Annotated in this window: 26 protein-coding genes; 25 read left to right on the top strand and 1 reads right to left on the bottom strand. The window is 33.3% G+C overall.

Translation table 11 applies throughout. The features are described 5' to 3' along the window. Positions 1-8: 8 nt before the first annotated feature. On the top strand, positions 9-206 hold the full coding sequence (locus DXC23_RS04865; protein WP_022233969.1) for an alpha/beta-type small acid-soluble spore protein: 198 nt from the start codon (positions 9-11) through the stop codon (positions 204-206). Between the two features lie 94 nt (positions 207-300). On the opposite strand, the gene DXC23_RS04860 is transcribed toward DXC23_RS04865, so the two are convergent. Continuing rightward, positions 301-771, bottom strand: a complete 471-nt coding sequence (locus DXC23_RS04860; RefSeq protein ID WP_117705012.1) for a low molecular weight protein-tyrosine-phosphatase — start codon at positions 769-771, stop codon at positions 301-303. A gap of 646 nt (positions 772-1,417) precedes the next feature. On the opposite strand from DXC23_RS04860, the gene DXC23_RS04855 reads away from it, so the two are divergent. The 24 genes from DXC23_RS04855 to DXC23_RS04735 all read left to right on the top strand — a co-directional run bounded on the left by DXC23_RS04855 (position 1,418) and on the right by DXC23_RS04735 (position 25,346). Further along, positions 1,418-1,987, top strand: a complete 570-nt coding sequence (locus tag DXC23_RS04855; RefSeq protein WP_117705011.1) for a hypothetical protein — start codon at positions 1,418-1,420, stop codon at positions 1,985-1,987. A gap of 16 nt (positions 1,988-2,003) precedes the next feature. Then, entirely contained in the window at positions 2,004-3,089 is a 1,086-nt protein-coding gene (locus DXC23_RS04850) for a hypothetical protein (RefSeq protein ID WP_117705010.1), read from the top strand. Positions 3,090-3,109: 20 nt separating this feature from the next. After that, on the top strand, positions 3,110-3,586 hold the full coding sequence (locus tag DXC23_RS04845) for a hypothetical protein (RefSeq protein ID WP_117705009.1): 477 nt from the start codon (positions 3,110-3,112) through the stop codon (positions 3,584-3,586). Between the two features lie 100 nt (positions 3,587-3,686). Further along, on the top strand, positions 3,687-5,153 hold the full coding sequence (locus tag DXC23_RS04840; protein ID WP_117705008.1) for a glycine zipper family protein: 1,467 nt from the start codon (positions 3,687-3,689) through the stop codon (positions 5,151-5,153). Between the two features lie 18 nt (positions 5,154-5,171). Continuing rightward, positions 5,172-5,690 (top strand): hypothetical protein, encoded by a 519-nt coding sequence (locus DXC23_RS04835; RefSeq protein ID WP_117705007.1) that lies wholly within the window; start codon positions 5,172-5,174, stop codon positions 5,688-5,690. Positions 5,691-5,899: 209 nt separating this feature from the next. After that, positions 5,900-6,499 (top strand): hypothetical protein, encoded by a 600-nt coding sequence (locus DXC23_RS04825; RefSeq protein WP_242997403.1) that lies wholly within the window; start codon positions 5,900-5,902, stop codon positions 6,497-6,499. Positions 6,500-6,506: 7 nt separating this feature from the next. Then, a complete protein-coding gene (locus DXC23_RS04820) occupies positions 6,507-6,893 on the top strand; it encodes a hypothetical protein (RefSeq protein WP_117705005.1) in 387 nt (128 codons plus the stop codon). A gap of 492 nt (positions 6,894-7,385) precedes the next feature. Next, a complete protein-coding gene (locus tag DXC23_RS04815) occupies positions 7,386-9,179 on the top strand; it encodes a polymorphic toxin-type HINT domain-containing protein (RefSeq protein WP_117705004.1) in 1,794 nt (597 codons plus the stop codon). Continuing rightward, the gene (locus tag DXC23_RS04810) at positions 9,180-9,524 is read left to right on the top strand and encodes a hypothetical protein (protein WP_117705003.1); all 345 of its coding nucleotides are present in this window, start codon (positions 9,180-9,182) and stop codon (positions 9,522-9,524) included. It begins immediately after the preceding gene. Between the two features lie 153 nt (positions 9,525-9,677). Then, complete coding sequence (locus DXC23_RS12755; RefSeq protein ID WP_278286539.1) at positions 9,678-11,174, top strand: polymorphic toxin-type HINT domain-containing protein; 1,497 nt, start codon at positions 9,678-9,680, stop codon at positions 11,172-11,174. Positions 11,175-11,250: 76 nt separating this feature from the next. Continuing rightward, positions 11,251-11,829, top strand: coding sequence for a suppressor of fused domain protein (locus DXC23_RS04795; RefSeq protein WP_242988459.1), 579 nt, complete (start codon positions 11,251-11,253; stop codon positions 11,827-11,829). A gap of 29 nt (positions 11,830-11,858) precedes the next feature. After that, the gene (locus tag DXC23_RS04790) at positions 11,859-12,953 is read left to right on the top strand and encodes an SMI1/KNR4 family protein (RefSeq protein WP_117705002.1); all 1,095 of its coding nucleotides are present in this window, start codon (positions 11,859-11,861) and stop codon (positions 12,951-12,953) included. A 203-nt stretch (positions 12,954-13,156) separates the two neighbouring features. Next, the gene (locus DXC23_RS04785; RefSeq protein ID WP_117705001.1) at positions 13,157-13,480 is read left to right on the top strand and encodes a hypothetical protein; all 324 of its coding nucleotides are present in this window, start codon (positions 13,157-13,159) and stop codon (positions 13,478-13,480) included. Between the two features lie 110 nt (positions 13,481-13,590). After that, on the top strand, positions 13,591-15,105 hold the full coding sequence (locus DXC23_RS04780; RefSeq protein ID WP_117705000.1) for a tetratricopeptide repeat protein: 1,515 nt from the start codon (positions 13,591-13,593) through the stop codon (positions 15,103-15,105). After that, positions 15,105-15,422 (top strand): hypothetical protein, encoded by a 318-nt coding sequence (locus DXC23_RS04775; RefSeq protein WP_242990377.1) that lies wholly within the window; start codon positions 15,105-15,107, stop codon positions 15,420-15,422. The genes DXC23_RS04780 and DXC23_RS04775 overlap by 1 nt, the downstream gene beginning before the upstream one ends. A gap of 13 nt (positions 15,423-15,435) precedes the next feature. Continuing rightward, complete coding sequence (locus tag DXC23_RS04770) at positions 15,436-15,783, top strand: WXG100 family type VII secretion target (protein WP_117704999.1); 348 nt, start codon at positions 15,436-15,438, stop codon at positions 15,781-15,783. A gap of 29 nt (positions 15,784-15,812) precedes the next feature. Beyond that, positions 15,813-16,130 (top strand): hypothetical protein, encoded by a 318-nt coding sequence (locus DXC23_RS04765; RefSeq protein WP_117704998.1) that lies wholly within the window; start codon positions 15,813-15,815, stop codon positions 16,128-16,130. Positions 16,131-16,206: 76 nt separating this feature from the next. Further along, the gene (locus tag DXC23_RS04760) at positions 16,207-17,358 is read left to right on the top strand and encodes a hypothetical protein (protein ID WP_117704997.1); all 1,152 of its coding nucleotides are present in this window, start codon (positions 16,207-16,209) and stop codon (positions 17,356-17,358) included. Between the two features lie 10 nt (positions 17,359-17,368). Next, positions 17,369-20,743 (top strand): FtsK/SpoIIIE domain-containing protein, encoded by a 3,375-nt coding sequence (locus DXC23_RS04755; protein ID WP_117704996.1) that lies wholly within the window; start codon positions 17,369-17,371, stop codon positions 20,741-20,743. Between the two features lie 6 nt (positions 20,744-20,749). Next, positions 20,750-22,489 (top strand): FtsK/SpoIIIE domain-containing protein, encoded by a 1,740-nt coding sequence (locus DXC23_RS04750; protein ID WP_242997402.1) that lies wholly within the window; start codon positions 20,750-20,752, stop codon positions 22,487-22,489. Between the two features lie 10 nt (positions 22,490-22,499). After that, on the top strand, positions 22,500-22,835 hold the full coding sequence (locus tag DXC23_RS04745; RefSeq protein ID WP_117704995.1) for a hypothetical protein: 336 nt from the start codon (positions 22,500-22,502) through the stop codon (positions 22,833-22,835). 1 nt (position 22,836) lies between these two features. Beyond that, positions 22,837-22,986: a hypothetical protein gene (locus tag DXC23_RS12405; protein WP_158552436.1), complete on the top strand. Its 150-nt coding sequence runs from the start codon at positions 22,837-22,839 to the stop codon at positions 22,984-22,986. Continuing rightward, positions 22,976-24,991, top strand: a complete 2,016-nt coding sequence (locus DXC23_RS04740) for a protein kinase (protein ID WP_158552435.1) — start codon at positions 22,976-22,978, stop codon at positions 24,989-24,991. Before DXC23_RS12405 ends, DXC23_RS04740 begins: the two co-directional genes overlap by 11 nt. Then, positions 24,978-25,346: a hypothetical protein gene (locus tag DXC23_RS04735; protein WP_117704993.1), complete on the top strand. Its 369-nt coding sequence runs from the start codon at positions 24,978-24,980 to the stop codon at positions 25,344-25,346. The genes DXC23_RS04740 and DXC23_RS04735 overlap by 14 nt, the downstream gene beginning before the upstream one ends. Positions 25,347-25,366 lie beyond the last annotated feature (20 nt).

Here is a 25,366-nt window from a genome sequence, read left to right as displayed (position 1 = left end):
AAATCAATATGTCAAGCAATAACAATCAGCTTAATGTACCGCAGGCAAAGGAAGCAATGGAACGCTTTAAGATGGAATGTGCTAACGAAGTAGGCGTAAACCTCAAGCAGGGTTATAACGGCGATTTAACCTCAAGAGAAGCCGGTTCAGTAGGCGGACAGATGGTTAAAAAGATGATTGAGTCATACGAAAACAGTATGAAATAATTTGATTTAAAGAATAAATCATAAAAATATATCGGAGCATATGGCAAAACGCTGTATGCTCCGATGTTTATTTTGTGCAAAAATTTTCAAAATATCAGTTTTGTTTAAAATCGTGCGATAAAATATATTTGAAAAGTGCGTTACAGCCGTTTTCAATGTCAGTGTATGTAACATCAAAATTGCCCGTATACCATGGGTCTGCAACATCTCTCGGATAGTTTGTAAAATCAAGCAGGCGGTGAATTTTCTTTTCACTGTCAAATCCGACTATTCTCTGCAAATTTCGCAAATTCATAGAATCCATTGCAACTATGTAATCGTATTCTTCGTACTCTGACTTAGTGATTTGCACTGCATGGTGCGAGGTGAAAGGTATGTTCATCTCGGTTAATTTTGCTTTCGTTCCACGATGTATGCCGTTGCCGATTTCCTCTGTGCTTGTCGCAGAGGAGTTAATCCGAAATTCATCGGCAAGACCGTTTTCGGCAACAATTTTCTTCATTACAAATTCCGCCATAGGTGAACGGCAAATATTCCCATGGCACACAAACATTATCCTTATCATATCAAAATCCTCCCGATTTGCCGTAATATGCCGAGGTTTGCAAGGGCAATTTGAGTATAACAGGAATGAGTATCACTTTTAAAATTTTCTCAAAACACGCAAATCAAGGCAAAATGTGGCATATTAGATTTTTCAAAAGTAGTCAAATAGTAGTCAGTTAGGGGGGTGCAGACTACTTCCAAAATCAACCTTATAACGATAACTTTTTAGTAGGGGGGTGCAAAATGGATTTTTGCTTGTTATAATTCTTTATTGGAACTATTGCTACCGATTCAAGCTATCGTTAATGGGGTTAAAAGATGATTTTATTATAGCATAATGATCAATTTGCTACAATGGTGTATGTTTAAATTAAAATATATTTTTAATAACGATAACGGTTGAATTTAGCAAGTATTAACATAATTGAAGTTAGAGAACCTTTAAATTTTATGCTTGTATTTTGAAATTAATTGATATAAAAAATAGTACAATATATCTAAAAACTGATATAATAATTACGAAAAAAGCACTAATGTTTTGCGATTTGTCGTAAAAACTATTCAACTATTATTGACATACAATCTATATGATGTTAAAATTTATTTGTATTATTATCAATGCTTGTTTTTTTATTGTTGATTTGTGAGAGGAAGTTTTGCTTGATATGACTTTGGAACAGAAAAAACATCAAGAAGAATATTATAAAGCTAAAAACAGATATGAAAATGCTGCGTACGAGAAACGACGTGCGGAAAATGAAATAATTGACATAAGAAATCGTAAGCCTCAACTGATTAACAAAATAAATCAGTTGAATGCTGAGAAAAAATGTAATTTGTCATCTTTAGAAGAAATATCTAAATCGGTAAAAACTAATGGTTCATTTGATCAAAGTATTAGGGATACTGAAACCAAACTTGAAACTGCATCAAATGGATTTCTTGCTATTGGAGAGTCATCCTTAGGAAAACCTCAAAATTTGACAACTGTTTTTGATGGTGTTAATCGTTCGTCTAAAAACAATATAACTAACGCTTTTGTAACTTTGAAAAAAACACAAGCGTTAGTTAATGGTAAAATTAATGATATAAATTCACAAATAAAAAATTTGCAAACGGAACTTGAAAATAAAAAAAACAGAGAACGTTCCTTGCAGTGTATTGTTAGTGAGAAACAAAGAACTATGAATAATGCCGCTGTTGAAATGGCATATCATAAAAAGCATATGTATTGATTTGAGTGAATAAATTATGGCGACAATAACACTATACAAAGAAAAGGTAAACGGTGTTGGCGGACTGATAGATAATTTGATAAAATCATCAAGTAATTTGGATGTTCAGCTTGGAACACTGAAAAATACTCTTCAAGGTGTTGACAGCAGTACTTGCAATTTGCAGGATACTGTTGATAGTATCAGTTCCTCGTCAAAAAGTGAAAAATCCAAAATCGAAGATTTAAAAAAGTTAAATAATAAGCTTAGCGAATTCATTGAGACTGCATCAAGAAAAGATTCAGCGGCAGAAGAGGAAATAAAGAAATCAAAAGAAGATTTTTACACAAAGTATTCTTATCTGAAACCTGAATGCGAAAAAAGTGTTATTGAACACATTTGTGATGGTGTACAATCGGCAGCAGAGTGGTGTAAAGAGCATTGGAAATTATTAGTTACAATAGTTTTAGTGGTAGCTGCAATTGCTGTTATCGTATTTACGGCAGGGACAGCAATAGGTCCAATTGCTGCCGTAGCTGTAGCTGCCTCAAAAGGAGTATTGATAGGAACAGCAGTAGGAGGATTAAGCGGTGGAATTTTTAATACCATTGCAGGGAAATCTTTTTTTGACGGATTTGAAGAAGGTGCATTTAGTGGAGCCATATCTGGTGCTATAGCTGGTGGTTTATGTTCTTGGCTATCTGGTGCTGGTGAAATTGCATTATCAATTCCAAAACAAATGTTGGTGGGTGGATTTGGCGATGTTGGTGCCTCCCTTATTAATGATTTTGGTGATATTATTATAAAAGGGAAAAATATGTCTTTTACAGATATCTTGATTAATGCTGGCTTTTCTTTTGGTGTAGGTGCTTTGTCTACAGGTGCAACAAATTATTTGGGTAATAGATTCCCATTACGAATAAGAGGAATAAACAAAGGTAGAGGAAGTTGGGAACATGTTTGGAAAACGCAATCAATTAGATCTCTTAGACACAGGAGTCGAGTCAATATAAAGACAATTATGAAAGGTATAGGAGCTGATTTTATCAATGGTATATGGGATTATGGTTTTGAAGTTCCTAAAGGTATTTTAGGAAATTTAAAAGATAGTCTTGTAGAATAATTTTCGCATAGGTGAGTGTTATGGAAAATTTAGAAGTAAGATTTTTAAAAAAAGATTTAGTAGGATTTGGGTTGATATATTTTGTATTTACAATACTATGTGTTGTAATGTTTGTAATTGGTTATAATTTTGCATTAAGCTTGATTTTTGCCATCTTTTTATTTATTACGAGCATAATGGTAATCCTATCCACTTGTTTGTTTAGGATTAGAGTTATAGGAGATAACTTTAAAGTCAGAACGAAATTTGGACAAAAATATGAATTTAATATTTCTGAGATTCAAAAAATAAAATATATCAAACATAATAATATAAAGCGTGGTCCGCAGTACGCTTTGGTTATAACCGCTGGAAATAGAGAACTGGAACTGAACAAGCAAATGGAAGGTTTTGATATTATGGTAGAATACCTTTTGAAAAAATATGCTGATGGGAAAATAGATAATAAAGTTATGTCGAAATATTGTAAAAATTCATTAAACAAGATAAACATTTGATAGGAGAAAGCAAAATAACTTATAAAAATAGCAAATAATTTCATAAAAGAATAAAAATTAGACGTTATCTTGTTAAGATTATTTTTGTAGGAGGTTTCAAGTGGCGACAATAGCACTATACAAAGAAAAAGTCAATGGTGTTGGCGGACTGATAGATAATTTGATAAAATCATCAAGCAATTTGGATGTTCAGCTTGGAACACTGAAAAATACTCTTCAAGGTGTTGATAGCAGTACTTGCAATTTGCAGGATACTGTTGATAGTATCAGCTCCTCGTCAAAAAGTGAAAAATCCAAAATCGAAGATTTAAAAAAGTTAAATAATAAGCTTAGTGAATTCATCGAAACAGCATCAAGAAAAGATTCAGCGGCAGAAGAGGAAATAAAGAAATCAAAAGAAGATTTTTACACAAAGTATTCTTATCTGAAACCTGAATGCGAAAAAAGTGTTATTGAACACATTTGTGATGGTGTACAATCGGCAGTTGAGTGGTGCAAAGAGCATTGGAAATTTATTGCTACAGTAGTTCTTGTGGCAGTTGCAGTTGTTTTGCTTTGTACAGGTGTCGGTTCAGGTTTAGGTGCTGCAATTATCGCCGGAGCCTGCTGGGGTGCTATTTTAGGAGCAGTGATTGGAGGTGTCTCAGGAGGGATAAACAGTGCCATTCAAGGCGGATCATTTTTTGATGGGTTTGAAAGTGGAGCTTTTGATGGTGCTGTAGGTGGTGCAATTGGCGGAGCAATTACAGGCGGACTTACATTTGTAGCAGGACCGGCATTGTCTATGGTTGGAAGTATTGGCAGAGGAGCCGGAATAGGTGCTTTGTCAAACGGTGTTTCAAATATGTGTGTTACAACCATAGACTATCTCGCAGAACACGGAAATCTCAATGGTGCCTTAGATGACATCGCTATATCAGGTTTCTCCGGAGTATTGAGTGGTGGAATTATAGGTGGTATAAGCGGGGGACTTCAATTTAAAATAAACGATTTTCATTCGGGTTTAGAAAATACAAATAATAAAAATTTTGTCGATTCTATGAGCCCTGAAGATGCAAGCAGATACGATGACTTTTGGAAAAATAATGGAATAGGTTCTGAGAAAACTTGGAATGAATATAAAAATGCTAATCCAGAAAATAGTATTGATGATTATTTAAAATTAGTTAAAGAACAATCCCCTTGGCCGGATGGATATAATTCGGAAGAAAATATACTCATATTAAAGGAAGGTGATACTTTTAATATGGTATTGGATGAGCAACAAAGTGTTAGAGAACCTGGTGGATTTGCTTTAAAAGAAGATATTCCAAATGTCGATTTTGCAAGAAATGATATGGCTATAAAGGGTAGTTGGAAAACGGATTGCGGAAAGGTTGCTACATATCGAATAAGACCTGGTGTCGAGTTGAATGTAAGACAAGGTCCTATAGGTCCACAGATTGATCTCGAGGCAAATAAATATCTTCCGGGAAATTCTAATTTAACTCAGTATGAATTATTTAAGGGATTAACAGGAAATCGAATGGATTATATTGAATTTGTCAGTCTGAAAAGAATTAAATGATAGGTGGATAAAGTTAATATGGAAATTAATTTTAGTAGTGATAATAGGATAGTAAATTGGAAATATGAAAATAAATCATATAGTTATGTAGTTGAAGGAATTATATTTGCTACAGAAAGCAATGACATGATTTTTTTAGAAATATATGAAAATAAAACTTTTAGTTACAGATTTATTAACTTAAATGGTAAGGATATTCTTTGGTATGACGAAAATGGAAATTTAAAATTATTTGATAGTGATGGTCATTGTATAAATGAACATAGGTATAACGAACTGAAAACTGTGAAAGTTTCTAAAGATAATATTTATCTGATGTATAAAAATAGAATAAGCGTTTTGTCCAGAAAAGGAGACGAAATATCGAAGATATCTCCGCCATTTGGATATATTTTTTATCGCTTTATTGATGGAGAAAAATTATCTGTTATATGTCAAGGAAATAATAACACCGCTGATAAGTATGGAAGAAATGATTGGAAATTTAAATATGATTTTTTAAATAATACTTGGCATAAAGAATCTTTTGCTTATTGACTTTTCTATACAATGTCTTTTAACCATTAGTGAAATATGTATTTGCTGAAAGATTAAGTCTTAAGCTTTATAGAATGTAGTTCAAAAAATAATATGGACCATTTGGATCATTTTTTGATGGGTTTGAAAGTGGAACTTTTGATGGTGCTGTAGGTGGTGCAATTGGCGGAGCAATTACAGGCGGACTTACATTTGTAGCAGGATCGGCATTGTCTATGGTTGGAAGTATTGGCAGAGGAGCCGGAATAGGTGCTTTGTCAAACGGTGTTTCAAATATGTGTGTTACAACCATAGACTATCTCGCAGAACACGGAAATCTCAATGGTGCCTTAGATGATATTGCTATGTCAGGTTTTTCGGGGATAGTTAGCGGTGGCATTTTAGGTGGTATAAGTGGGGGGATTCGATTTAATAGCCCATCCAAAACCGCTAAAAGTTGGCAAGGCAAGGATGATTATCCAGGTATAGATGATTATGTAGATGTTAATATGCATAAAGGTGATATACTTTATCGTGGAGAACCGAATGGCACAGAATATTTTACCACATTAGATGCGATTGAAGACTCTGGACGAAATGCTACTACCTTATTTGAAGGCTTACAAGTTAAGCCCCATCCAATTTATGGGTTTAGAGGACAAGTTAGTGGGTATAAATTTACAAAAACAGTAACCGTAGGATATGGTCAAGCACTAGCTAATCCGCAATTTGGCACAGGTGGGTTAGAGCAATTTTATGTGCCAAATGTTCAAAAGTTAATTGATAAGGGTATATTAGTGCTTGTTGAAACAATAAATTTGACGAAGTGAGGATAAAATGGACTTAAAATCTGGATTAATAGAAATTAACGGTGAGATTTTTGCTCCTGGATATACATTTGAAGACTTTCAAAGATCTACTTTTTTTGAAGGACAAGATGCGGTTAGAATCATAAGATTAAATGATACCGTAAAAATTGGTGGGAACAATTTTATCACTAGTCTATTCTTTCGTAATAAAATTTTGTATATGTTATCAATGATTTGTGTTGATATTAATCCTTCTTTTTCGGAAGAAATTAAACGCAAGCAGTTCCATGATGCGATTCTTGCTAAGAACGGATTAAGCCCAGAAACTTTTTTTGATTGGGGTAACATTAAATCTGTGTACGATCCAAAAGGAAACGTTAGTAGCATTAATATAATATATAACGCTGGTAAGTAATATAAAATTAAAAGTATGTGTTTCTATGAATAATATTACATAAAGAAAAAGTTAGTGGTGCAGGTGGCTTTTTCTGACATCCAGATAAGTTTTTAAAATCGTATAGTTGGTTAATGGAAGATTATTAATTTTTGAGGTTTTTTATAGATATGAATTTAGATGCTTTAAAAAACTATTTAAACAATTGAGAGATTACTTAGAATTGCATCATGACAATTCTATTATTAATATGCTCAAGTTAGTAAAAAATACCGTGAATGTGCTAGAATTGGGTGAATCGGAAGTTTTCAAATCTGAGTATGTTTTGGAATTATATAAATCGCTGTATACCGGAAGAGCTGACTTAACGGAGTATTACATTTGAGATAATGATTATAACACGAGAATGAAGTTGAATGAAGCCTTTTGAAAGAATAAGAAATGATTTGTGGAATATTATGAGGCAATACATTTAAAGCAAAATGACAGCTATTATGTGAGAGGAGGTGTCCTATGGCAACAATAACACTATACAAAGAAAAAGTCAATGGTGTTGGTGGGCTGATAGATAATTTGATAAAATCATCAAATAATCTTGAGGTTCAGCTTGGAACGCTGAAAAACACTCTTCAAGGTGTTGACAGCAGTACTTGCAATTTGCAGGATACCGTTGATAGTATCAGTTCCTCGTCAAAAAGTGAAAAATCAAAAATTGAAGATTTAAAAAAGTTAAATAATAAGCTTAGTGAATTCATTGAGACTGCATCAAGAAAAGATTCAGCGGCAGAAGAGGAAATAAAGAAATCAAAAGAAGATTTTTACACAAAGTATTCTTATCTGAAACCTGAATGCGAAAAAAGTGTTATTGAACACATTTGTGGTGGTGTACAATCGGTAGCAGAGTGGTGTAAAGAGCATTGGAAAGAGATACTTATAGCTATCGAATTGGTTGTAGCTGTTGTGTGCTTGTTTGTTCCAGGCTTACAGGGTATTGGTACAGCAATTCTTACTAATATGCTGAAGGGATTTCTAATAGGACTTGCGGTCGGAGCCATAGTCGGAGGAATATCCGGATACGCCCAAGAAGGCGTGGGTGGTATATTAAAAGGGGTGCTTAGCGGTGCAAAAGATGGAGCCTTAATGGGTGCCGCCTTCGGCGGGCTTAGCGGTTTCGGTGCAGGCTTAGGTACAATCGGTCAGTGCTCTACTGCAATTAATACCTTGTTTAATGTATCAGGCGTTATTTCGGTTGGAATGCAAAGTTTTGATATGTTAGCATTAGGCGATATGACGATGATGCGCTTAAGTAAAGACCTTGGGTTCAATTATAATGGTGGTCAAATTGCCGCAGCTAATGCTAAAGCACACTCTAATCCGTTTTATAATGCTGTTCAGATGGGAACAGGAATGACTGCAGCTTTTACTGGAGGTTATAAGAGTAGTGCAAAATGTTTCATCGCAGGAACACTTGTACTGACAGCTAACGGAATTGTTGCGATTGAGATGATTAAGGCAGGAGATATGGTTTATGCTGCAGATGCAGAAACATTAGAAGTATCTCTTAAACCTGTTCTTGAAACCTATATTAGAGAAACATCGCACCTTGTTCATCTCACAATAAACGGTGAAAATATTATTTCAACATATGACCATCCATATTATGTGAAAGATAAAGGTTTTGTCAGCGCCGAAGCCTTGTGGATAGGTGCAGAACTTATTGATAAAAATGGAAATGTCGTCCTTGTTGAACAGCTTTACCGAGAAAACTTAGGTGATGAATCGGTTAAGGTTTATAACTTTCAGGTCGAGGACTATCATACATATTTTGTTAGCCATCAAAAAATATTAGTACACAATGCGACATATCCTAAAACTTCACTTGATTCTTTAAAAAATACTGAGAACTTCACTGAACGGTCTTTGGAACATATTTTTGAAGGGGAAGTTAATTCTAGGGGTAAAGCAGTTGGATATCATTATGAAGGAATAGAGAATTCTGCGGGTAGTATAGTTAATGGAACACGAACTACACCAAGTGCTAATGGCATATATGAAGGACAAGTTTCAGTTAACGGTATTCCTAAAACTGCCAATGGTGGCAAGTCCACTTTCTTTCCTGAGAACATGACACCTCAACAAGTTGTTGATTGTATAAATGAAGCTTATGACAATAAAACTTTAGTTTTTTCTGCTCCAAAATCTGGAATGAATAGTACCTATCAAGGTACAACAGCTGGAGGCATTGATGTAACCATGTACATTAATGATGATGGAAAAATAGTAAGTGCTTTTCCTGGAGGTAATTAGATGATTGACAAAGAGTTTAAGACTATAACACTTGATAATGGCAAGAAAAAATTGACAATTGATTTTTTTGATAAAAAATATGCCCTGCTAAGTACATTTTTTTTCGTTGAGGTTGGAACTTTTGAGGAATGGATAAAGGAAAATATTAATGATGTTTTACATGGAAAAGCGGAGGAAAAAGATATATCAGGGAATATTTGTGAACTAGTCATTCAAAAAGAAAATACAACCATTTATGATATGTTGGCTGAAGATGGAATGGGAAATTGGTGTTCTATTCCAACTCACGAACTTCTTTCAATAATTGATGAATGGCATGAACAAAAATCTGCAGTAGAAAAATAAAAAACAATTAAATGTAGCCTTTATGACAACGATAACTTATACAAAGATAAAATTAATGGTATAGGTGGTCTAAGTGATGATATTATCAAGTCCTAAAATAATTTTAGTGTACAACTCAGTACATTACAAGGTGTTGACAGCAGTACTTGCAATTTGCAGGATACTGTTGATAGTATCAGTTCCTCGTCAAAAAGTGAAAAATCCAAAATCGAAGATTTAAAAAAGTTAAATAATAAGCTTAGTGAATTCATCGAAACAGCATCAAGAAAAGATTCAGCGGCAGAAGAGGAAATAAAGAAATCAAAAGAAGATTTTTACACAAAGTATTCTTATCTGAAACCTGAATGCGAAAAAAGTGTTATTGAACACATTTGTGATGGTGTACAATCGGCAGCAGATTGGTGTAAAGAGCATTGGAAATTGATAGTTACAATAGCAATAGTAATTGTATCTGTTGCTGTACTTTTGATTCCAGGTGTAGGACCAATTATTGCCGGAGCCTGTTGGGGTGCTATTTTAGGTGCTTGTATAGGAGGCGTATCCGGAGGGGTGGAAAGTATTGCAAACGGAGGTTCGTTCCTAGAAGGTTTCGAAGATGGAGCACTCTCAGGCGCAATAAGCGGTGCAATCGGCGGAGCGGCTTTTGCCGGACTTGGACAATTAGGTGCAGTTGCCGGCAAGGGAATTAAATGTATGTCCGGCTTTGGTAAATTTATCAAAGGAACAGCATCGGTAACAAAGGTAATGAGTACCGCCATGGGCGGATTTGATACAATAGCACTTGTTGATAAAGCTTTTGGAAACGGTGATATTGCCACATTGAATGCCAAATTACACGAAAGCAAAGCGTATAACATTTTCCAAACAGGTGTAACAGCAACCGCCGTATTTACAGGTGGTATGACTACAACAATGAAATGCTTTGTTGCAGGTACACTTGTTCTTACCGCAAGTGGCTTGGTTGCAATTGAAAATATTAAGCCAGGAGACATGGTCTATGCTGCAGATGCAGAAACATTAGAAGTATCTACTAAGCAGGTTCTTGAAACATATATCAGGGAAACATCAAGTCTTGTTCATCTCACAATAAACGGTGAAAATATTATTTCAACATATGACCATCCATATTATGTGAAAGATAAAGGTTTTGTCAGCGCCGAAGCCTTGTGGATAGGTGCAGAACTTATTGATAAAAATGGAAATGTTGTCCTTGTTAAACAGCTTTACCGAGAAAACTTAGGTGATGAATCGGTTAAGGTCTATAACTTTCAAGTTGAAGATTATCATACATATTTTGTCAGTGAGTATTGCATTTTGGTTCATAATGCAGGCGACTTGTATAGCAGACCCTCAGGGTATAGAAAAGGTGTGAGAGATAAAACTTGGAATGAGGCAAAGGCAAGTTCACCTGATGGTGTAGTACGCGATCCGAAAACTGGAAGACCAATAGACTTTAATGAACCGTGGGATATGGGGCATAAACCAGGATATGAATTTAGAAAACATAAAATAAGTGCTAAACAACGTGGAATTAGTAGAAAGCAATTTTTAGATGAGCATAATGATTATACACATTATCGTCCTGAACTTCCCTCATCGAATAGAAGTCATACTTGTGAGGATTTAACTGATTTTTATTTGGGTGATTAATGTGAGTTCTAGCATAAATCGTAGTATATTGACTTATGATAAGATAAATGAAATATAATTAAGATTGAGGTAAAATATGAATAATATGAAAAATAAAAAGGAAATATTTAAGTTGATACATAATTCTTTAAAATTAGACCCAAAAGTAATATCGTTTGCAGATGAAACAAACAAATTTAAGGTGGATATATATATTGGAGAAAATCGACCAGATATTGGCTTTTCAACATATTCAACTATTGGACTTTCAAATTATACCATAGGACTCGTAGATGAGCATGAACATGAAATACGAGTGGAATTTATTGGAATGTGTGTAAATGATTTTGTTGAATTTCCTAATATCATAGCATCTTGTGCTTTTAATATAATAAAAGATAGTTATTCATGTAGACCTGGAATGGTAGTTCCTAATATTATAAGAGATTATGACGATAAATTAGAAATGAAACATATTTACTATACCTATCCAACATACTGGGAAAACTTGCAAGGACAGGTTATAGATGATCACATTGTAAATTGGTTATTTACTGTACCAATTTCTGATAATGAACTTGAGTATCTTGAAAAATACGGAATTGAGTCTTTTGAAGAATTGTTGGAAACGAATAATACTGAGGTTTTTGATATATACAGAAAATCTGTTTTATGATTTTATTGCTTGATGTTATAATAAAGTAATTGCAACTAATTGTTCATCTCACAATAAACGGTGAAAATATTATTTCAACATATGACCATCCATATTATGTGAAAGATAAAGGTTTTGTCAGTGCTGAGTCATTGTGGATAGGTGCAGAACTTATTGATAAAAATGGAAATACTCTTTATGTTGAGCAAATTTATCGTGAAAAACTTGATGATCAGTTCAAAACGGTTTATAATTTCAAGGTAGATGGATTACATACTTATTTTGTTGGAAATAATAGTGTCTTGGTTCATAATGCAAATTATGCTAATCGAAAACCTAAACAAGGCGTAATTAAAGAGATAAAAAACAAAGACGGCTCGACGACATACAGCAAAGAAGGGTATCCTGATTTTAAGCCTTATGCACACCCTGATTATCCAAATCCGGTTAAGATTAATATGACAGGTAACAATGCCTCGGACTTTTCACAGGCTAATAATGCTATTGGGCTTAGTGGTTCTAAACCTCCAAAAGGTTATACTTGGCATCGTATGGAGGATGGTAAAAGTATGTTGTTAGTACGGAGAGATGTTCATGATTGTATGCTAGGTGGCTTTGCCCATACCGGTGGTGCATCAATTGTAAAAAATAAATTATTGAGGAATATTATGAAACTTTATGATTCTGGGAAAAAACTTACAAAAGATAGTTTGGAGCGTTTTGAAAAAATGTTGGGAAAATTCCTTCCATCTGATTACAAAGATTTTATGATGAAAGATAATGGCGGAACTCCGGAAGAAGACCTAGCTTTTAGTTTTATTGATGTTACAACTAATAGTACAAACAATTCTGACATACGAGAGCTGTTCGTTTTCTATGAAGATGAAGATAATGACAATTTTGATGATATTGTTCGCATCTACAATAGTATGGTGAATGAAAATTTGATTCCACCCTTTTTTCTCCCAATCGGCGACGACTCAGGCGGTAATCCAATCTGTATGAACTTATCCGAGAATGAATATGGCTCAGTATGGTTTTGCGACCACGAACTTGAAAATAAAGATACTGGATTCCTTGCATCCAGCAAAATTGCAGACAGTTTTACTGGATTTTTGAGTGCACTTTATAAACTATCTTTTTAAGATGAATACTTAAGGCTAATAGTTTAAGTTATTATATCGTTATCTTTGATTTGTCGTTAGTATTTCTCGCCCCAAAAATGTGATGAAGTCTTTTAAATTTGTTAAACAAGCAATTTACTTGTATTCTAAGAGTTTTGGTTCTTATTAGTTTATATGTCCAAAACTTATTATAAATTTGCGTTTGAATTTTTAAAAATGAAATTTTGGAAATTATTGCCAACGGAGGTTCGTTCCTAGAAGGTTTCGAAGATGGAGCACTCTCAGGCGCAATAAGCGGTGCAATCGGCGGAGCGGCTTTTGCCGGACTTGGACAATTAGGTGCAGTTGCCGGCAAGGGAATTAAATGTATGTCCGGCTTTGGTAAATTTATCAAAGGAACAGCATCGGTAACAAAGGTAATGAGTACCGCCATGGGCGGATTTGATACAATAGCACTTGTTGATAAAGCTTTTGGAAACGGTGATATTGCCACATTGAATGCCAAATTACACGAAAGCAAAGCGTATAACATTTTCCAACAGGTGTAACAGCAATCGCCGTATTTACAGGTGGTATGCCGACATTTAAAATTATTGATTTCAAAATATTGCGTTTTAAATTATTTATATCATTTTAATTTTAGTGAAGGAGTGATAAGATGGAAATTTCTATTGAAGTATTGATAGCAGATTCTCGTCTTGCCTTTGTACAAGGCAGATATAATGAGTCATTAAAACTTGCAGATGAGGCACTCAAAGTTGATGAAAATAATTCTGATGCTCATCAATGTGCAGGTAATGCGTATATGTCTAAACAGGATTATGATAACGCAATAGAGCATTACAAAATTGCAGTTGAAAATGATGCTGATAATGGTGATCGGTATTTTAACCTTGGTTATGCATATGCCACATCTAATCAACCGGTTAAAGCATTAGAAATGTTCGCAAAAGCTGATGAAATTGGTTGTTCACCTAATGTGGTGGGACAGCTATACAAAATAATGGGTATGCTTTGTTTCGATCTTCACAGGTACAATGATGCAATAATAAACTTAATAAAATCTGAAAAAGTTGTCGGCATAGATATGGATGTACTTCAACGTAAGGCTTTAAGTTACAGTATGAGCGGTCAAACATCAAACGGTATAGAAGTAGCTAATCAAATGAAGTTGCTTGCTCCGACAGAGTATTTGGGATACAGAATTGCTTTTAATATTCTTTTGCAAGAGGAAAGGCTTGAGGAAGCAGAAAAAGAACTTGACCGTGCCGAACGTTTTGCAAAACCTGTAAAAGAACTGTTTTTTGATTGGGTTGCTTATGAAAACGCTCGTTATGAACTTGACGGTGATAAGGAACATCTTTATTTGGCAATAGATAAAATTTTTGAAGGATTATGTGTGGTTGAGCCGGAAGTCAATAGTATTGTTGACAGTTATATCAATGCAGCTGAAATATATATTCAACTCGAAAATTCAAATATGGCATTGAAGTGTATCAATGCGGCTGAAAATCCAATCAATTCATTTAATGAAGGGTTTTCAGTAAAACAGTTGACTGAGTTAGAAACAAAACCTGTAGTAAAACCGGGTCAACGAGAAATTGATATTGCTGTTGAAACTGTAAGACGCAAGTATGGTGAACAGAAAATTGAAAGATATGGCAGAGAAATGGCGGCAAAGGCAAGGCGTAACTCACCGGATCTTGAAAAAAATATGACACCGATAGCTCAAAATCATGAATCTGATTATAGCAAGTTAGATGTCGATGTGAATCCTGTTTATTCTCAGGAAAAAACAGAACATATTTATCGTTTATATGTGGCAGCTTATACAATTGTTAAAGATAATGAACACATTAAAGTGTATGCATCAAAACTCGCTAACAGTTCTGATCCTCAGAGTAAATATATCGGTAAATACAGCCTTATTAAAGCGTTAAAGGATGAAGGCTATCCTAAGGCTGATGAAGAATACAGAGATTTTCTTACATACTTAAGAAACGAAATGATTAAAGATCCTACGGACCTCTTAGTACTTACATTCCGCATACAATGTCATATAGATCTCGGAGAATTTGAAGAAGCTGAAAAGCTTGCAGACTTATTGTCCGATGAAATGCGTAAACCAATCTTAGAGCAGATAAAAACTGCGCAAAGTGGAGGTGAAGCATAGTGGCTACATATTTATCCAAAGACCTTGTGGTTGATGAAGAAAAATTCAATACTGCTGCACAAGATATGCGTGCATTAAAAGAACGCACCAATAAATTAAAAGAAAAACTCAGTACTATGTATGAGGAACTTGCAGGAGCAATGGATACCGAAGCAGGGCATGAGGCTCAGCTTGAGGCTAAAAATGTTTTATTAAAACCAATAGAAAATATGTCACTTGTAGTTAACCATATATCCGATACACTCGATACAGTTATTGGTAATGGTTATTACAAGGATGTATTTACAGGTTTTGAAAATTTAAGTCATTTATTTTAGGAGGTAAATATTTATGGCAAATATGGGTTCAACCGGTACGGTTAACATCACAAAGGCAATGATGGATGCTGCTATTAAAGCAGTGGACGATTATCAGAGTCAGGTAACAGGAATTAACAGTGAGCTTCAATCTGAAATTGACGGACTTATTCCAAGCAGTTTTTCGGGTGCAGCAGCTAATGGTTTTAAGGCTTTTTACGATACAAGTATTCTTCCAAATGTTACTGATAATCTTACAAAAATGCTTGACTCACTCAAAGAAATTTGTAACACAATAAAAATGCAAATTCCCGGTGATGATCAGGGTGTTGATGATCAGCTTGGTCAGGGTAACCAGAACTCTGGCAGTGCACAGGGTTAAGTAATTATATTTAACGGAGGTATTATATTATGGCAGATTGTAGAATTGTTAATCAGAATGTAGCCTCATCGGTAACAAATATTGATAATTTGGCTACTAAATATGCTAACGCAGGAACTGAATTTGAAACAGCTTTTAAGGCAGCTATCGCCGAAATGGAAGGCGATTCCAAAGATGCTTTGATTGAGCTTTTTGATAAAAGTTATAAAGAATTTGTAACAAGTTTGGAAGCAGGTCTTCCGGCAATGATTAAAGGAATGTCAAGTCTTCTCGAAGGAAATCGTGACAATTTTGAAAAAGTTGACGCACAGATTGCTGAAAGTATTAGAGGCGGCGGACAGGGCTGAGTATTCGGCTTATATGTGGCTCTGTTTGTTAAATTACAAATAGAGCCGCATTTGTTATGTAAGGGATGTGATTTTGGTGGCATTTAAAATTCTATCGCAGGACGAAATTCAGAAATTAACTTCAGCAGAAAGAAAAAATTACGAACAGTTGTATGCTGAATATCAAGAACGTGAAGCTTTTGTCAACCGTCTTGAAAGACAGAGAAAAGTGAAAGTACCACGTTTCAAAATCAAAAAAAGATATATGAAAAATTTTTTGATTCCTCAAAATTATAACAAGAGGTTTGGAGTATTTGAAACTGATATTTCTGAGTTTAGCAGTAATATTTTAAATGCAACTAATTGTGTGAATAAAACACTTTCCAAATATAAAAAAGTTGATTTTGTAAACAAGCATAGTGTTACATTACCTGATATACCAAATGTCGGATTAAAATTTACTAATAAAAAAATCAATAGATTTTATGTTTCAATGCCCAATAAAGTAGTTAGCATTAATCCAAAGAACATAAACTGTGAATTTTCAGATGTACAGTTGAATTTAAAAAAATCTTATGTAGCTACTCCATCTTTGAAAAATGTTCAGATTGGTAAATTAGAGTTAATTAAAACAAATGGTGTTTCCGTAGCAACGGCACAGATACCATCAGTAAAAATTCAAAATAATATAACTAAGAAATTACCTTTGGTTGTTACAAATGTACCGGATGAAATTAACACTGATTTTGTTCCAATGAAATTACAAGTATTACCATATATCCATGTTAGTAAATCTTATCTTACTAAAAAAAGTATTAAAACTTATAAGATGACTGATTTACCAAAAAGTGGGATAAACTTTCCCAAAGTATCTTTAAATAGAAAACCTATTAATATTGAGATAAATTCGTCGGAGGTAATTATACCTACATCTAAAGTTGAAAATTATAAATTAAAACCGGTTAATATAACTAAGCCAAAAACTACTTATATTGAGAATAATGTTAATGAATTTGAAAAGCCTGAAATGTCAAAAGTTATATTAAGTAGTGTAGTTATACCAAAAACAGCGAAAATTGTTGGAAAATGTACCACTTCTGAAAAATTAAATCAAGTTAAGGTTAAAAGTATTGACTCACCTACAATAAGTTTTAGTATTAGTGAGCCAAAAATAGAACTTTCGCATGGTGTAGTAGTTAATCCGCCTAAAATAAATTTTGAATATAAAAATTCTATTCACAGGGCATAGGGTAAATGATATGAAAAACAATGAAATTTTAGTTTCTGTAAAATTTAATATAAAAAATAGAGTGCGAACATTGTCTTTTCTTGTAGTAAAAGATATTACTTTAAAAGAATTTATTCAAGGCGTATATTACGGTCTTAAAAATTTTAATCCGGATGAAAGTATAGACGCCGATACAACTCTTAGCATACAGGATTGTTTTCAGGCATTTGAACAATATATCAAAACTCATTGTGAGTTGTTGATTCTTTACACTATCATGGGGGAATACTCTAAAGTCGATATTACAGAACAATCAATGGATGTACTTGATCAACAAAAGAAGGTCAAAAACAATTACGATTTGTCATTGAGTAGCCTTGGAATTGTTACATCAAGTGAGTTTTTTATTACTGATAATGATATGGTTACAAATGTACCACAGCTGTTTGATAAGGGCGACAGAGAGAAAACATATATACTCCGTGATAATAATACTTTGGAATATAACATAAGTACCAGAAGGCTTAATGTAATTGAACCTACAGTAATAGATATTCTTCCGGCAGGTGACATGCCTACAAAGGCTAAGGGTAGTTTATTAGATACTATTGCTCCGCCATTAATTACCGGTTTAGGAATGGTTGGCATACGCTTTTTTATCAGTCAGTTTTCAAGCAATTCAGGGCTTAATGATTCTATGTTGGCAATGACTATTGCAATGCCGTTTATGTCAGCGGTGACTTCTCTTTATAATCGAAGAAAACAATCAAAAGATTATAAACAGTCTGTTAGTGAATGGAAAGAAAAATATGAAAATTATATTAATGAAACTATAATTAAAAAGAAAATTGTAAAATGGCAAAAGGATGAAATTGTTTATCTGAATAAAGCTTATCCCAGAATGTGTACATTATTTAATCAAACAGGTGAGATTTCTACTGCAATTTTTGCACGTTCACAAAATGACAATGACTTTATGAGAGTAACGCTTGGTGAATCGGATGAAATAAAGCCATCATTTCAAATTAAAGCAGAGCAAAAAGATGACATATTTTATGATGTGCGTTATAAGCTCCATCCGCCCAAGAAAGGTAAAGATGAGTGTCCCTATATTACAATCGAAATACCACCGAAACATAAAAATAAAAAAGGATATCAACAAACAACAGAAGAAATGAAAAATCAATTTCTCCTTACAGAGTTACCTTATATATTTTCAACCACACAGGAAACTATAGGAGAAAATGGAGAAAAAGAAATTACAGGATTTAAATTTTTAAGAGATTCATCGGCAAAAGCAGAAAAACCACCTTTACTTGTCGATCTCAAAAATATCGGTACATTGGGCGTAATTTCTAAAAATGATGATGTGTCGTTGAATTTCATCAGACATTTAGCTTTTGAACTTTCTTTTTACCATTCTCCCGAGGATGTTCAGTTGGTATTCTTTTTTAATAAAGAAAAAGATATCGAGAAACAGAGTGACATAATAAACGACTATATGTTTCTTCCGCACGCTAATGAATTATTTGATGGTTTATCTCAATTTGTGTTCGATGAAAAAAGTGCAGGCGAAGTGTATAGCCAGTTACAAAGTATAATTTCGGAACGAGTAAAATCCAATAGTTCAGATGAGCCGGACAGTAATTCTTTGTCTGAAAAAGTAACACAGATTATTTGTTTTGTGTTAGATGATTATGATATTAAGGAAAAAGCTTTTTCAAAATATATTCCTGAAGCACCTAAAGAAGGAGAAAACTATGAAAATTCTTTAGGCTTAACATTTGTGTTTATTCAAAAAGAAAAAGGTATGCTGCCAAAATATTGTGGCAGTATTGTTGAACTTGATGAAACTATTCATCGTATAAGCAACAGGTATAATCTTTTAAGCCACGAAACTCTTAGTAAATTAGCTCGTGGTAAAGATTCATCAACCACAACTGATGACATAATTGAATATACAAATTTTACAAATGATTACATATTTAATAACGGAACAAAGGAACATCCAAATTCAGAATTTGACATTGCTTTCAGACGATTAAGTTCTATTTACTATACTAGAATAGCTGAAAACGGTAAAGTTCCTTCATTAGTAACTCTTTTTGAATTATTTGAAGATATTTATAAATTAAATAATGAGCAAATACTGACAGATGAATTAACAAATATAATATGTAAAAACTGGTCTGATGTTCAAAATAATGATGTTACTCGTAATATGAAGGTTGCTGTCGGTAAAAATGAACATGGGATAACTTATCTGGATCTTCATGAAAATGCTGATGGTCCACATATGCTTGTCGCCGGTACGACAGGTTCCGGTAAATCTGAAACAATAATTACATATCTTATCGGACTTTGTGTAAAGTATTCTCCATCCGATCTCAATCTAATGCTTGTTGATATGAAGGGTGGAGGATTTTCTGAACGCTTGGGTAAATTACCTCATTGTGTGGGCACGGTTACGAATACTGCAGGCGAAAGCCAAGGAATTTCTGCAGTGTATATGCTTAAACGATTTTTGGAATCGCTTAATGCCGAAGTGAAAAATCGTCAAATAATACTTTCAGATCTTGATGTTGATAATGCGGACGCATATATCCGTACTTATAGAAAAATAAAGAAAATTCATGAATTGAAATCCAATCCAAACGAAAGATCAAAGTATGAAGAATTGATACAAGAAATTCGTGATGGTAAAAAAGAAAAGCAAATCAGATATATTGACGGTGACATAAGCAAACTAAAACCACTTTCACATCTTATACTGGTTGTCGATGAATTTACCGAATTGAAAAGATTTTCAAGTGAATCTAATGATATAGATTTTATTGCCGAAATTACTACTATTGCACGAATTGGCAGAACACTTGGATTACATATTATATTGGTGTCACAGAACATTGAGGGTGCTATAAATGATGATATTCGTGTAAATACAAAATCAAAGATATGTCTAAAAGTAGCAACTAAGCAGGCATCAAAAGAAATGTTGGGTACTACAGATGCAGCGGCTGCAACTATGCCCGGACATGGTAGGGCATATATTTTAGTTGGAACAGGCAGCAGATATGAGTATTTCCAGTCTGCTTATACGGGCGCAAATAAAAATACAGACATAAAACCGGCTACAAAGATGACTTATGTAACAAATACAGGTGAATTTATTAGTGACTTTTATGATTCAACAAAACATAATGAAGTGCTTAAAGCAAAAAATAAAAAACTTAGCTTTGGTATTACGCAATTAGAGTATGTTGTTGAGAAAATCATTGAAATAACAAGTCAAAAGACATCGAATGGTACGAATAAATACGATGTACCGGAAAAGATATTTCTTGAACCTTTACCTGTTTTACTTTCGGATGACAACGATGAATTTAATGAATGGAATGAGGTGTGATAGACTTTGAATAATGGATTTGAAATGTGCTCTTTGGGCAGATATGATATACCAAATAAGCAAAAACAATCGAATTTTAAAGTTGATCTCGTTAATTCAAATATTGCAGTTTTTGGTTCAGCTATGTCAGGCAAAACCAATTTTTTAAAGTTGTTAATCAACTGTCTTCATAAAAGAAGCAATATATATAATGAGCAGATATTTATTCTTGATTTCGGAGGAGCATTAAGAGATTACAAAGATATGCCACTGGTTTCAGCTTATTTTGATAATACCAGTGAAGAATATGTAAAGCGTGTTTTTGTTATTCTAGAATCAATTTTAAAGAAAAACATTAAAAATCTTGGAAGCTATAATTTTAGTGTCGGAAGAAAAGATAATTTACCACATACAACATTTATTATTGATAATTTAAATGCTTTTATCGGTGAAAACAGATATTCTGCATATCACGAGAAATTTGGCAGAATTTGTCGTGATGGTAGATCTCGTGGTATTTCGGTAGTTTTTACTGCTTCAGACACGAAAGGAATTTCAAACTATCTGCTTTCATTTGAACAGAAAATAGCATTAAATTTTGCTCCTGATAAATGTTCAGAAATATTTGGTTCTAAAGTTGAAAGCCTTGGTAACATACAAGGAAGAGGATATGCGAATGTAACTGAAAGACCTGATGATATTATAGGTACTTTTAATCTAAATGCACCTTATGAAGTTCAGATATTAAAGTGTTCTGACATAAATGATGAAGATTCGGTTTTTATGAGAAAGTTAAAAGAAAAATTTGCTTATGATGAATCTTCATTTGAATATAGAAAACAGGTTCAAAAATACAAAACATTTCCACAGGAACTTCTTTTTGAGGATTTTGTTAATTTAAGACAACCTCCGGATGCTACAGATAGGGTTTTGTCATCTAATAATGTTGAAGTTGGGTTGGACTATGTAGAGTTTAAACCAATAAATGTTGATTTTTTAGATTCAAGAGTGGTTGCAATTTATGGTAAAAAAGAATTTGGTAAAACAAATCTTCTTAGATTGTTGTTGCAAAATCTGAAAAACAATAAGAAAAATTCAAGGTTTGTCTTTTTTGATGACGGCAGAAAGCAATTAAAAGTTTTTTATGATGAGTTTTCTGAAACATTTGACTGTGATTATATTTCTGAGTATGAGCAAATTTCTATAAACTTTGTTAATGGCAGAATGAAAAAGAGAAAGCTTTCGCCTATGCAACAGTTTTATAAAATATTGCATGAAAAATATATGAGTCTGTACAACGATTATGATAATGATTTACTTTATCAGATTTATGGAATTGATGATATTGATTTTACGGTAGAGGATTTACCTAGAGGTGCAGATAAAGCAGACGGAACACCAACTGTGTTTGTAATACAAAGTAAATCAATTTATCTTAATACAAAGATGAATTCTGATTTTATACATTATTTTTTGCAGGAATTAATAGACGTTGCAGATGAGAATGATTATATTTTTATTTTTACAGATGTAAAGAAAATAACAGATGCAGAGGTAAATGCATTGTTTAACAGTACCTTAAAAACAGTTTTCCTGCTTGACAATATCGCAGAATTTGCAAGCGAGCGTGGGTCTAAAACTGTATTTGGTGATATGGATCAAAAGAATCTAAAAGAAGAATATGCAAAATGTGAAATTGGTGACGGCTATTTCTATAATGTCGAAGCTGATTTATTAAAAAAAGCAAAGTTTATAAAAACTGAGTAAGGAGATTATTATGTCTGACAATAATTCAAGCGGTAAATTTGTTTCAGCAGATACTACGAAAATTGCAAACTTTGAAAAGCAAAGTGCTGAGGTTATTACAGAATTTGCCACTATAAAAAACGAGTTTAACAGGATAAATAAGGAATTACTTGCTTCTTGGAAAGGTGTAGGAGCAGATGCTTATAGTACTGAAACAGCTCATATTTTAGAAAAAATCGGCAGTGTTGAAGATGTTCTTAAAGCAATAAATGAAAGTGCCGTAAAAGATATTAGAGATTCATATAGTCAGGTTGATGATGAATTGGGAGAATTTAATAGAAATCCTAATTCCGGAACGGAGGAGTAAAATGGTTGATCTTACAGATGCTCAGTTTGCCTGTAGCCAAACGAATTCAACATCAAATAATGTCTTTCTTAAAAAATTAGATTCAAATGACCCTGATACCATATTTAACAAAGTAATAATGGAATTTAATGAGGAAGAAAATGATGACTAAAGGTATTATTAAAGGTTCTGAATTTAATTACATAATAGATACATCATACGGGCTGTCATCTGATGGTTATATTGCTACAGGTACTGAAAGTATTGTTTACAAAGGACTTAAAATTTCACATTCCGGAGATATAGTGTTGTCTTGTGTGCTTAAATTTAAGTATAAATCCCTCCTGATTGGAGCTGAGGGTGGTGTAAGTAGGGTTGTTAATGTGTATGACCGATTTAGAACACATGATTTAAAAATTTTTGATGAACTCCAGGATTGCCGTTCGGTTGTTAGAATTTTCGATGTCATAGAAGACTTAGGCGATTTTTCACTAACGGATACACATGTTGAAGAAGGCAGGAAGTCTATTTCTATTAACCGTGAAAAGTTTTTTTGCGTTGTTGAAGAGTATGTTGACGGTTGGTCGCTTGAAGAATACTGTCGAGATTATTATTGGAAACTTACTGAAACAGTTGATGTTGGTAATAATTTAAAAAAGAAAATTTCTTTTCATCAGTTTTCAAATGACAAGAAGCTTAGAATGCTCAAAAGTTACAGCAACGATTACGAAGAATTGATTCGTTATCAAAGTGATATGTTTGACTTTATGTTAAATCTTTGTGATATCTTGGAATATATTACGGATCAAAAGCATATTTTACACCTTGATATTAAACCGGATAATATTATGGTTACGCGTTATGGCAAGGAACTTGTTTTAATTGATTTTGGTCGTTCTGAACATATTGATATAGAAACAAAGTCGGTCAAAAGCAATCTTGGCGAAGCTGATTATAATAAAGAGCAAAGTATAACCCGTATGTATCAGTATGGTACATTGGGATATGCTGCTCCTGAATGTTATGTGAACGCATCAAACGGTTCTGTGTTTCCTTTTAATGATGATAATTTTGAAAAGGGCAGAATGAGTATAGAAAGTGATATTTTTTCTTTTGGAGCTACTTTTTGGGAATGCTTGAATGTGTTTGAGTTATATACAGGTAATACGGAATTTGCTAAAGATAAAAGTTTAGGAGGTTCTTACGATTATTACCGACATAATATTATGAATGATGATGCTTATTGTGATAGAGATTTATCATTAACATCTGCTCATTATCACGAAAAATTAGAAAATATAATTAAGAAATGTACCCGCAGAAGAGAAAAAGGTTTTTTTGAGAGCCCATTGTATTACCATGATTATAAAACTCTGCATGATGATATTATAAACGCAAAAGAATCTGCTCCATCTATAATGAAATCAGAAAATATAAAGGTTAGAAATTCATTTGGTGTAGTTGGTGTTATGGCAGGTTTGCTTTGCGTTATTCTGCTTGTTTGTGGATTTTTAAAGATGACAGGCAGTTATTTTGCAGAGCGTAAAATGGATAATATTATTGAAAATTACAACCCAACCAAGATTGAGTGGCTTGAGAATGCTGCTGCTGAACAGATGAAATCTTCAATTGAATCGGAAAAACAAAATATTTATAACAAAGTATTTGAATTTTTGAGTAAGGAAGGCGATACGCTAAATTATTCGGAAACTGTTGTTTTGGTTAATTTACTTACACAAATGAATAATCCCAAATTTATAAATGATTCTGTAGATCAGATGTTATTGTCAGTTGACCAAAAGGAGTTGAGCTCTTGTATTGAAAATACAGTTACAGGGCTTCCAAATTGTAGTAGCGACGGATATAAAATAGCTGTTCAAATTTATAATGCACAGAAAAGGCAAAACTTGTTGGAATGTTATAATATGCTTGTCGATAATACTGATAATAAAAACTTAAACAGACTGGTCAGTAGATTAGCACAGGATTTAAATCATGATGAACAAATAAACAGTATTGCCGAGCAAGAACTTAAATCGGATTCAAATTACACATTATTGACAGAATATGAAACTGATATGAAACTATCTGAATTAAAAAATACAATTAAACAAACACTTAATAATATAAGTGCTTTTGGAAATGTGAATGGAGTGTTGAGTAATGAATCTAATTAATAGAATCAAAGTGGGATGGAAAAACGAAGAATTTAGTAAGATTAGAAAATACATAAGAAAACCTGCTTATATTACTTTTGTGATTGCAGGTTCGATAATGACTCTTGCTATTATATTTTTGTTTGCAATTGGTAAATTAGAAGATATCATTGTTTCAATGGATATTAGATATAATTCTCCCATCTTTATTACTCTTGCTGTGATAGTTTTGTCAGTTCAGGTAGGTGCGGCTTTTTACGGAGTTTTTTTAAGTCTTAGAAAATACAGACGCCCCGGAGGCAAAGGAATAGTAAATGTTTCATATAATAAGGGAACTTCGTTTAATGCTCTATCTAAAACTTTGGATAATAAATAGGAATACATATTGGTTTGGAG

The sequence above is a fragment of the Eubacterium sp. OM08-24 genome (genome assembly GCF_003438075.1).
Classification (GTDB): Bacteria; Bacillota; Clostridia; order Oscillospirales; family Acutalibacteraceae; genus Ruminococcoides.
This window is presented reverse-complemented; position numbering and strand designations above follow the sequence as displayed.